Genomic DNA, 9,460 nt, shown 5'->3' on the forward strand with positions numbered 1-9,460 from the left:
GGCGGGCTCGCCGGCCGGGGCCAGGTCGGCGACCTTGACCGGGGCGTCCACGTTCATCTTCTGCACCGAGGCGGGGTTGTTGTCGTCTGCCGCCAGGAAGGTGATCGTCGACTGGCGTTGCGGCGTCAGATATTTGCGGGCGACGCGCTGGATGTCGGCGGCGGTGACGGCCTGAATCTGGGCCACCTCCTGGTCGGCGGCCTCGGCCGATCCGGTGTTGATCAGCGAGAAGCCAAGCGCGGTGGCGCGGTTGTCCACCGTCTCGCGGCTGCGCAGGGTGTTGGCGACGATCTCGTTCTTGGCCTCGGCCAGCTCCTCGGCGGTGACGGGGACGTCGCGCAGCTTGGCGATTTCTTCGTTCAGGGCGGCGACGCCCTCCTCGGCCGTGTGACCCTGGGCCATGATGGCCAGGGCCGACAGATTGCCGGCCTGCTGGGCGAAGTCGGGGGTGGAGCCGATCTGGGCCGCGATCTGCTTGTCATAGACCAGCGACCGATAAAGACGGCTGGATTCGCCGGTCGACAGCACCCCGTCCAGAACGGTCAGGGCCGCGCGGTCGGCGTCGGCGTATTTGACCGTGGGCCAGGCGACGACGGCGGCCGGCAGCGGCACGTTGGGCGCATAATAGGTGACGTTGCGCGGACCCGTCGGCTCGGGCTCGACGACATGGTTGGCCGGGATCGGCGTGGTCGGGTTCTTCAGCGGGGTGAAATACTGGTCGACCCAGCGATCCAGCTGGGCCTGGTCGAAGTTGCCCGCCACGATCAGATAGGCGTTGTCGGGCCGGTAGTAGGTGGCGTGGAAGCGGCGCACGTCGTCCAGCGACGAGGCTTCAAGCTCCTCGATCGAGCCGATGCCGGGGCGGCGATAGGGGCTGTCCTGATAGATGGTTTCCGGCACGAACAGGCCGAACAGCCGACCATAGGGATTGGCCAGGATGCGCTGGCGATATTCCTCCTTCACCACGTCGCGCTCTGCGACGAAGGTCGGCTCGTCCACGACCAGCGAGCCCATGCGCTCGGCCTCGGCGAACAGCATCCGCTCCAGATGGTTGGCGGGCACGGTCTCGAAATAGGCGGTGGTGTCGTCGGCGGTGAAGGCGTTGTTCGATCCGCCCACGTCCTCGGTCAGCCGGTCGAAGGTCTCGGGCGGCAGGTTCCTGGTGGACTTGAACATCAGGTGTTCGAACAGGTGGGCGAAGCCCGAGCGACCGGCCGGATCGTCCTTGGAGCCGACCTTGTACCAGACCTGGACCGTCACGTTCGATGTGTCGGCGTCGCGCGCCGTATAGACCTCCAGCCCATTGGCCAGCACGCGCTTGGTGAAGCCCAGCGGGGGCACGGTCACGCCCTGCGGCGCCTGCACCGTTGCGGCGGCGGGCGCGGTTTCGGCGAAGGCGGGGGCGGCGAGGCCGAGAATGAGGGCCGAGGCGGCGGCCCCGGCTTTGAGCGTGGCGGTCAGGCGGAAATTCATGGGGGGCTCCGAAGCCCGGAACGCCGGGCGCGGCGACCCTACCAGCGATTGGCCGTCTTGCACCTTACCGAGATGTAATGAAGCGCGAGCCTGCTCTCCGAAAATGAAAAAGCCCCGCCGAGGCGAGGCTTTCTACGCCGTGCAAAGAGCTTGCGTTCGCCCGGAGCTGCACGACGGCCTCTTGCGAGGTCTTAGACGCGGATCGCCGAAGCGAGAGCCGCCAACGGTTGTCGATCTATAGGGTCAGAGGCATTTTGTCAAGTGTGACAAGCCCAATCCTCCGAGAATGCAACCCCGTATTCTTCTCAAATTTTCGCTACTTACGGTCGCGAAGCAGTATTCGCGTCGGCCTTGAGCGCTTTTGGCCAGCCGGATAAAGTCGAGCCGCGATAAGGCTACGGCGGCCATCATGTCGGCCTTGACCCATACACCTGTTTTGTCGAGCCAGTCGGGAAGCTGATCGGGCAGGTCGATCTGACAGTGAAACTGCATCACCGGGTCAGGCGCCGTGGTTGACAAGGGAACGACCGTGCAAAGGCCTGGCCTGGCGACGATCTTGGGACTGACGACGACGACCGGTCGGCGCTTGACCATCTCCGGCGGCGTGAAACCGCTGTCGAAATCGCACATCAGGATCGTACCGATCTTGGGGTGTTCGCGGATCGCCATGGCCTGGGTTCGCCCATCGGGGCGATCTCGTCAATCCTGGCGTGTGTTTCGTCAGTCGGGAAAGACCCGCACGCCGATCTCGCCGGCGGGGGTCAGCCAGGCGTGCTTCATGCCCTGGCTGTTGAAGGGGGCGGCGATGTTTCCGGCGGCGTCCAGGGCGATCATGCCGCCGTCGCCGCCCATGGCGCCGATCTGGTCGATCACGGCCTGGGTCGCGTCGCCCAGGGTCTGTCCGGCGGCCACGCGCCAGGCGGCCTGGGCGGCGGCGGCGACGCGGATGAAATACTCGCCCTGGCCGGTGCAGGAGGCGGCGGCCCGATCGTCGGCCCAGGTTCCGGCGGCGGGGATCGGCGTGTCGCCCACACGACCCGGCATCTTGCCGAAGACGCCCGCGGTCGAGGTGGCGGCCGCCAGACGGCCCTGGCTGTCCAGCACGCAGGCGCCGACCGTGCCGTGGCCGAGGGTTCCGGGCGGATGATTGTCCTCGCCCTTGCCGGCGCCGGTGAACCAGGCGGCCTCGTCGGCGATCATCTCCAGCCCCTGGTCGTGGGCGAACAGAGCCGCGCCTTCGCCCGCCAGCATGACGTGCGGCGTCTTGTCCATCACCGCGCGGGCGGCGACGACCGGGTTGCGGAAGCCCTGGAGCGCGGCGACCGATCCGGCGCGGCGGGTCGATCCGTCCATGATGCTGGCGTCCAGCTCATAGGCGCCGGCCAGGTTGGGCGAGGCGCCCTTGCCGGCGACGTACAAGCCAGAATCCTCCAGCATGACGACGGCGGCCGTGGCGACGTCCAGGGCGCTGTCGCCCGCGTCGAGGCGGGCCTTCATGGCCTCGACCACCTGGCGCATATGCACGACCTCGGCGTCATAGTTGCGTTCGCGCCGGGCGCCGGCGCCGCCGTGGAGGATGAGGGCGGTCATGGGGGTCTTCCTGAGCCTGGTTTCGTCGCCTCTTTCAATCGGGCGTGGCGCTGTTTAGCGTCGCGATGAAGGCCGCGCCATGTCGGCCAAGGGAAAACGGCCTCAAGCAGCGCAAAGCGCGATAGGCCAAGAAAGGAAACTTTGATGCGCGCTGTTCTGTCCAAGACCCCCGGCGGTGCCGAAACCCTGGTCGTGGAGGAGGTGCTGGATCCCACGCCCAAGCCCGGCGAGGTCGTCATCGAGGTCAAGGCGGTGGGGATCAACTTCCCCGACACCCTGATCATCGCGGACAAATACCAGTTCCGGCCCGAACGCCCCTTCTCGCCGGGCGGCGAGGTGGCGGGCGTGGTCGAGGCGATCGGCGAGGGCGTGAAGGGCGTCAGCAAGGGCGACAGCGTCATCGCCGTGCCCGGCTGGGGCGGCCTGGTCGAACGACTGGCGGTGCGGGCCGAGACGGTCGTCCCCATCCCCGAGGCCATGAGCTTCGAAGAGGCGGCGGCCCTGATCATGACCTATGGCACCAGCTATTATGCGCTGAAGGACCGGGCGCAGCTGAAGGCCGGCGAGACGCTTCTGGTGCTGGGCGCGGCCGGGGGCGTGGGGGCCGCCGCCGTCGAACTGGGCAAGGCGATGGGCGCGCGCGTGGTCGCCGCCGCCTCGACCAACGACAAGGTGCAGTTCGCCCTGGACCTGGGGGCCGACAACGGCCTGATCTATCCGTCCGGTCCGATGGACCGGGCGGCGCAGAAGGAGCTGTCGGGCGAGTTCAAGCTGGCGACCGGCCGCGACGGGGCCGATGTGGTCTATGACGCGGTGGGCGGCGACTACGCCGATCCGGCGCTGCGGGCCATGGACTGGAACGGGCGGTATCTGGTGGTCGGCTTCCCGGCGGGCATTCCGTCCCTGCCGCTGAACCTGACCCTGCTGAAGTCGGTGTCGGTGATCGGCGTCTTCTGGGGCGCGGCCGTGGCGCGCGACCCCAAGGGCCACGCCGCCAACATGGCCGAACTGATGCAGATGTACGCCGACGGCAAGATCAAGCCGCGCGTGTCCAGGACCTATCCGCTGGAAAAGGCCGGTGAGGCCATCCAGGCGCTCGGCGACCGCCAGGCCATGGGCAAGATCGTGGTGACGGTCGAGAGCTGATCCTCCCTCGCGCAGCGGGGGAGGGGGACCGCGCCCCCGGGTCACGCGAAAGGCGAGCCCGAGGACAGGCACCGCGTGGTGGAGGGGGCGGAAGCGGGCTGGATATAAAACGGCCGGCGCAGCGCGCGCCTTCGCCCCCTCCACCGCTTCGCGGTCCCCCTCCCCCGTTCCGCTACGCTTCTCGGTGGAGGACCTTCATTTCGCCTTCAGCCGCTGCACCGCCTCTTCGGCCTGATCGCGGTGGCGGCGTTTGATGTTGGCGCCCAGGGTGGCGATCAGGGCGGCGATGACGGCGGCGTCGTCGGTGTAGCCGATGCCGGCGAAGATGTCGGGGATGGCGTCGATGGGCATGACGAAATAGGCCAGGCCGGCGAAGATCATGCCCTTGGCGGGCAGGGGCGTCTCAGGATCGCGCGCCGCATACCAGGCGGCCAGGGCCTGGTCCGCGAAGGGGATGCGGGCGGCGGTGCGCCGGATCTTGGGCCAGAAGCCCTTGGTCACGCGCACCTCGTTCACCTTGACCACGGACGGGACCAGCGCCTTGGTGGGGTCGATGGCGTCGGCGGGATCGGCGGGTTTGGCTTTGGCGGTCATGGCCGCTAAATCCTCAATCGAAACTCAGGTTCAACCTAATATAGGAACGATCAGGATGAAACTCGACAGCAGCATCGCCACGGTGGTCACGGGCGGGGCCTCCGGGCTGGGCGAAGGCACGGCCCGCGCCATCGCCGCCACCGGCGCCAAGGTCGCCCTGTTCGATCTGAACGAAGAGCGCGGCGAAGAGATCGCCAGGGAGATCGGCGGCGTCTTCTGCAAGGTGGACGTGACCGACGACGCCTCGGTCGCCTCGGCCTTCGAAAAGGCCCGCGCCGCCCACGGTCAGGAGCGTCTGACCGTCAACTGCGCCGGCATCGCCACGGGCCAGAAGACCGTGTCGCGCAAGAAAGACACCGGCGAAATCCGCGCTCATGACATGGCGGCGTTCGAGCGCACGGTTCGCGTCAATCTGTTCGGCACCTTCCGCGTCCTGTCGCAGTCGGCGGCGGGCATGGTCACGCTGGAGCCGATGACGGACGGGGAGCGCGGCCTGATCGTCAACACCGCCTCGGTGGCGGCTCAGGACGGCCAGATCGGACAGGCGGCCTATTCGGCGTCCAAGGGCGGCGTCTACGCCATGACCCTGCCCATCGCCCGCGACCTGGCCCAGGAGGGGGTGCGCTGCAATACCATCCTGCCCGGCATCATGTGGACGCCGATGATGGCCGGCATGGACCAGAAGGTTCAGGACAGCCTGGCCGCCGCCATCCCCTTCCCCAGCCGCCTGGGCACGCCTGCGGACTATGCGTCGCTGGTGCTGGAGCTGGCCCGCAACGTCTATATCAACGGCGAATGCATCCGCCTGGACGGGGCCATCCGACTGGCGCCGCGCTGAGGCGCAGGGGGCGAGCGCAGGGGCTGGTCGTTTTTTGCAAATTCACTCTTGCAGGACCGATCAACCCTCCGCTATACGCCCCCTCCTCGACGGGGCGCACACGTAGCGCCTTACGGATTGCGGGCGTAGCTCAGGGGTAGAGCACAACCTTGCCAAGGTTGGGGTCGAGAGTTCGAATCTCTTCGCCCGCTCCAGTCGAGATTGCCAAGGCAATCAATAGGTTATGGCAGGGCGATCCCAACGGGATCGCCCACCCTATTTTTTACGCCGCTACCACACCGCTACCAAAAATCTTTTGCTGGCGAGCGCTCGCCTGTCCATTGGCATGGCGCATTGCGGTGAAGGCCCCTGAAATCTGCTGAAAACACCGAACTAATTTTTGCGGAGATCGACCCGCGAGCAGGTCACGGGAAAATAGTGCCTTGGAATGTTGTTGCCCGCAGCTTCTTGCCTCGTATCCGTCAACCGCCGCCTTTGACTCTCTGAAGGATCCCGCGGGGTTTGGCGACGGTCAGGGTGTCGCGGTCTCGGCGCGGTCCCGAGCGATTGCTGTTCACCGTCCTGTAGTGACCTTAATAGGACCGGCCCGGTCTATCGCTCGTCCGCACGTCGGACTTCGCGGACGTCTGGCCGGCGTCGGCCGCCTGTCTGACCAAGGACCTGTGATGACCTTCACCCGCCTGCGCTCGCTGCCGGACCCGGATCATCTGCCGGCTCTGGACGCGGCCTATCTGTCCGCCGATCCCGCCCGTGGACTGGGCCCGACCGAGCCGGCGCCGCGTATCCTTCTCCTGTACGGATCGCTGCGCGAGCGGTCGTATTCGCGGTTCTGCGTCGAGGAAGCGGCCCGCCTGCTGCAGCAAATGGGATGCGAGACCCGCATCTTCGACCCCACCGACCTGCCCCTGCCGGGCGCGCCCGGCGACGACGACCACCCGGCGGTGCGCGAGTTGCGCGAACACGCCTTGTGGTCGGAGGGCATGGTCTGGTGCAGCCCGGAGCGGCACGGCCAGGTCTCCGGACTGATGAAGCTGCAGATCGATCACCTGCCGTTGAGCCTGGGCGGCATGCGCCCGACCCAGGGCCGGACGCTCGCCGTCATGCAGGTGTCGGGCGGGTCCCAGAGCTTCAACGCCGTCAACACTCTGCGCCTTCTGGGCCGCTGGATGCGGATGGTCACCATCCCCAACCAGTCGAGCGTGGCCAAGGCCTTCCAGGAATTCGACGAGGCCGGCCGGATGAAACCCTCGGCCTACTATGAGCGGATTGTCGATGTGATGGAGGAACTGGTGCGCTTCACCATCCTGGTCCGGCCCCACGCCGTTCAGCTCGTGGACCGCTATTCGGAGCGCAAGGCGGCCGGAGTTTTGGTGGATGCCGCGTCCGACCTCTCGGCCATTGCTATCGCACGCCAGGCCTGAGGCTGCGTTTTTGGCGGTAACGCGCCAGAACTGGCGAATTGCGATCCTCCCTGTCGAGGCAGGGTCTTCAGTGGAGCCGCACGGCGCAGAGCCTCGCCGGCGCCATGGGGAGGCGCTTATCCTCGATCGACCAGAGAATAGCTTGTGCTGCGTCCCCCGCCGTCATCCTTCACGAGGATGCCCCGGTCCACCAGATCTTTGATGTCGCGCAAGGCCGTGTCGGGCGAGGACTTCGTCAGCGCCGCCCATTTGGTCGAGGTGAGCTTGCCTTCGAAGCCGTCGAGCAGCCGGTTGATGACCGTGCTCTGGCGCTCGCTCAACGTCTGACCTGCGAGCGCCTCCCAGAAGCGCGCCTTGCGCATCACATGGGTCAGGGTGGTTTCCGCGCCGTCGAATGCGCGATCGAGGCAGCCGAGGAACCAGTCCAGCCAGAGGGTCACGTCCAGCGCGCCTTTCTGGGTCGTCTCCAGGGTCGCGTAGTAGTCCTTGCGCTCCAGCCGGATCTGGGCGGACATGCTGTAGAACCGCTGGGCGCTTTTCTCGGAACGGGCGAGCGCCATGTCGGCGATCGCCCGGGCGATCCGGCCGTTCCCGTCGTCGAACGGGTGGATGGTCACGAACCACAGGTGGGCGATCGCGGCCTTGAGGACCGGATCCGTCCGCGGCTCGTCAGTGAACCAGTCGAGGAACGCGCGCATCTCGTCCTGCAGACGGGCGGCGGGCGGCGCTTCATAGTGCACGCGCTCTCGTCCGAAGGGGCCCGAGACGACCTGCATCGGGCCGGAGCTCTCGTTGCGCCAGGCGCCGACGACGATCTTCGTCATGCCGCTGCGTCCGGTCGGAAACAGGGCGGCGTGCCAGCCGAACAGCCGTTCCTCGGTGAGCGGAGACGCAAAGTTCTGGGTCGCGTCGAGCATCATTTCGACGACGCCTTCGACGTTGCGATCCGCGGGGGCGAGGGCCCCGATATCCATGCCGAGGCGGCGGGCGATGGAGGATCGCACCTGATCCTTGTCGAGCAGCTCGCCTTCGATTTCGCTGGATTTCAGGACATCTTCGGTAAGGGTCTCGAGGACGGCTTCAGCGCGGAGGTCGAAGCCGAGCGTGTGCATCCGGCCAAGCAGAAGGCCTTGGCGATGACGGACGGCTGCGAGGCGATCGGCAAGCGCGTCAGCGCGCCAGTCCAGACGCGGCCAGCCTTCGATCTCATGGATGTATTGCGCCATTCCCCGCACTCCTTGCGGAGAATATGGGCGCTATTCGCCGCAAGAGCAAGGTTATTCTCCGCGCGAAGTGCGGAGAATAGGGCGCCTAATCTCCGCACCAAGGGTGGTCTCCGCACGCTATCGGCTGCGGCCCCGCACCTTGGGTATCCGCGGACTGCGCGGCTATCGGCGCCCAAGCAGCTCCGAAACCCTGCCAACGGGTCGCAGTTGGGCCTCAGGCGGAGACGCCCGCTCAAGAGGCTGGGCGCGCGCCCTTCGGCGCCGCATGCCGGGAGAAGCCGACCACGAGGATAGCAATCGTCAGAAGCTGAACGGCGACGCCCTCGACCGTCGGATAAAGACCGAGGATCTCGATGCGGGGGATCCACTCCAGCGGATGGACATCGAGCCAGCCCGCCTCCTGCAGCGCAGCCACGCCCTTGCCGACGAGGACGACCGACAGGATGGCCATGAGGATCGAGCTCAGCGAGAAGAACCGGCCGATCGGGAGGCGCATGCTGTAGGCCAGCAAGGCCCAGGCCACCACGGCCAGGATGGCCACCGCCGTCAGGGCGCCGGCCAGCATGCCGAGATGGCCGCCCTGGCTCCAGATCGCCGCATAGAAGAGGATGGTCTCGAACACCTCGCGATAGACGACGATGAAGGCCAGCAGGAACAGGAACCAGGCCGACCGCTTCGACAGCGCGTGGGAGAGCTTGTCGCGGATATAGGTCTGCCAGGCGTCGGCGTGCGACTTCCCATGCATCCAGATGCCGACCGAGACGAGCACCACGGCCGCCAGGAGCGAGCCGAATCCTTCGGTGAGCTCCCGGCTGGCGCCGCTGATGGAGATGAAGAAGGTCGCGGCCGCCCAGGTGGCGCCGCCGGCGACCAGCGCGGCCACCCAGCCGCCGTGGACGTAGCGCAGCACCTCGGGCCGTTCGGCCTTCCTCAGGAAGGCGATCATCGCCACCACGATGAGGATGGCTTCCAGACCTTCGCGCAGCAGGATGGTGAAGGCGCCGAGGAAGCTGGCGAGATTGTCCGCCTCCTGGGGCGCGAGTGCGCGTTCGGCCGTGTCCAGCAGGGCGTTCGCGCGGGCGACCCGGTCCGCGACCTCCTGGGCCGGCGCGCCCCTGCTGATCGAGACGCGCAGGTCGGTCATGGCCGTCTCGACCCGCCGCAGCAAGGCG

The 9,460-nt window shown here is 67.2% G+C and carries 9 protein-coding genes and 1 tRNA gene; 4 read left to right on the forward strand and 6 right to left on the reverse strand.

Translation table 11 applies throughout. The features are described from left to right. From RTU05_RS15300 to RTU05_RS15310, 3 genes are all read right to left on the reverse strand, one after another. The coding region (locus tag RTU05_RS15300; RefSeq protein WP_312599208.1) for a pitrilysin family protein at nt 1-1,473 on the reverse strand (1,473 nt) is incomplete at its 3' end. Nucleotides 1,474-1,716: 243 nt separating this feature from the next. Then, on the reverse strand, nt 1,717-2,142 hold the full coding sequence (locus RTU05_RS15305; protein WP_312599209.1) for a type II toxin-antitoxin system PemK/MazF family toxin: 426 nt from the start codon (nt 2,140-2,142) through the stop codon (nt 1,717-1,719). A 51-nt stretch (nt 2,143-2,193) separates the two neighbouring features. Beyond that, the gene (locus RTU05_RS15310; protein WP_312599210.1) at nt 2,194-3,063 is read right to left on the reverse strand and encodes an isoaspartyl peptidase/L-asparaginase; all 870 of its coding nucleotides are present in this window, start codon (nt 3,061-3,063) and stop codon (nt 2,194-2,196) included. 144 nt (nt 3,064-3,207) lie between these two features. Between RTU05_RS15310 and RTU05_RS15315 the strand changes: the two genes are divergently transcribed. Beyond that, nucleotides 3,208-4,209, forward strand: coding sequence for an NADPH:quinone oxidoreductase family protein (locus tag RTU05_RS15315; protein ID WP_312599211.1), 1,002 nt, complete (start codon nt 3,208-3,210; stop codon nt 4,207-4,209). Between the two features lie 195 nt (nt 4,210-4,404). Here RTU05_RS15315 and RTU05_RS15320 read toward each other — a convergent pair whose 3' ends face one another. Next, nucleotides 4,405-4,803: a YkvA family protein gene (locus RTU05_RS15320; RefSeq protein ID WP_312599212.1), complete on the reverse strand. Its 399-nt coding sequence runs from the start codon at nt 4,801-4,803 to the stop codon at nt 4,405-4,407. Between the two features lie 55 nt (nt 4,804-4,858). Between RTU05_RS15320 and RTU05_RS15325 the strand changes: the two genes are divergently transcribed. The 3 genes from RTU05_RS15325 (at nt 4,859) to arsH (ending at nt 7,062) form a co-directional block, all read left to right on the forward strand. Then, complete coding sequence (locus RTU05_RS15325) at nt 4,859-5,641, forward strand: SDR family oxidoreductase (RefSeq protein ID WP_312599213.1); 783 nt, start codon at nt 4,859-4,861, stop codon at nt 5,639-5,641. Nucleotides 5,642-5,760: 119 nt separating this feature from the next. Next, a tRNA-Gly gene (locus RTU05_RS15330) sits at nt 5,761-5,835 on the forward strand. A 471-nt stretch (nt 5,836-6,306) separates the two neighbouring features. Continuing rightward, nucleotides 6,307-7,062: an arsenical resistance protein ArsH gene (arsH, locus tag RTU05_RS15335; protein WP_035307546.1), complete on the forward strand. Its 756-nt coding sequence runs from the start codon at nt 6,307-6,309 to the stop codon at nt 7,060-7,062. A 116-nt stretch (nt 7,063-7,178) separates the two neighbouring features. On the opposite strand, the gene RTU05_RS15340 is transcribed toward arsH, so the two are convergent. Together RTU05_RS15340 and RTU05_RS15345 are read right to left on the reverse strand one after the other, a co-directional pair. Continuing rightward, complete coding sequence (locus tag RTU05_RS15340; RefSeq protein ID WP_312599214.1) at nt 7,179-8,288, reverse strand: Fic family protein; 1,110 nt, start codon at nt 8,286-8,288, stop codon at nt 7,179-7,181. A gap of 232 nt (nt 8,289-8,520) precedes the next feature. Next, the coding region (locus tag RTU05_RS15345) for an FTR1 family protein (protein WP_312599215.1) at nt 8,521-9,460 on the reverse strand (940 nt) is incomplete at its 5' end.

This window comes from Brevundimonas sp., assembly GCF_032017145.1.
Classification (GTDB): Bacteria; Pseudomonadota; Alphaproteobacteria; order Caulobacterales; family Caulobacteraceae; genus Brevundimonas.

Coding starts and splice junctions, on each gene's coding strand:
- RTU05_RS15305 (WP_312599209.1), bottom strand. CDS start 2,142: ATGGCGATCCGCGAACACCCCAAGATCGGTACGATCCTGATGTGCGAT.
- RTU05_RS15310 (WP_312599210.1), bottom strand. CDS start 3,063: ATGACCGCCCTCATCCTCCACGGCGGCGCCGGCGCCCGGCGCGAACGC.
- RTU05_RS15315 (WP_312599211.1), top strand. CDS start 3,208: ATGCGCGCTGTTCTGTCCAAGACCCCCGGCGGTGCCGAAACCCTGGTC.
- RTU05_RS15320 (WP_312599212.1), bottom strand. CDS start 4,803: ATGACCGCCAAAGCCAAACCCGCCGATCCCGCCGACGCCATCGACCCC.
- RTU05_RS15325 (WP_312599213.1), top strand. CDS start 4,859: ATGAAACTCGACAGCAGCATCGCCACGGTGGTCACGGGCGGGGCCTCC.
- arsH (WP_035307546.1), top strand. CDS start 6,307: ATGACCTTCACCCGCCTGCGCTCGCTGCCGGACCCGGATCATCTGCCG.
- RTU05_RS15340 (WP_312599214.1), bottom strand. CDS start 8,288: ATGGCGCAATACATCCATGAGATCGAAGGCTGGCCGCGTCTGGACTGG.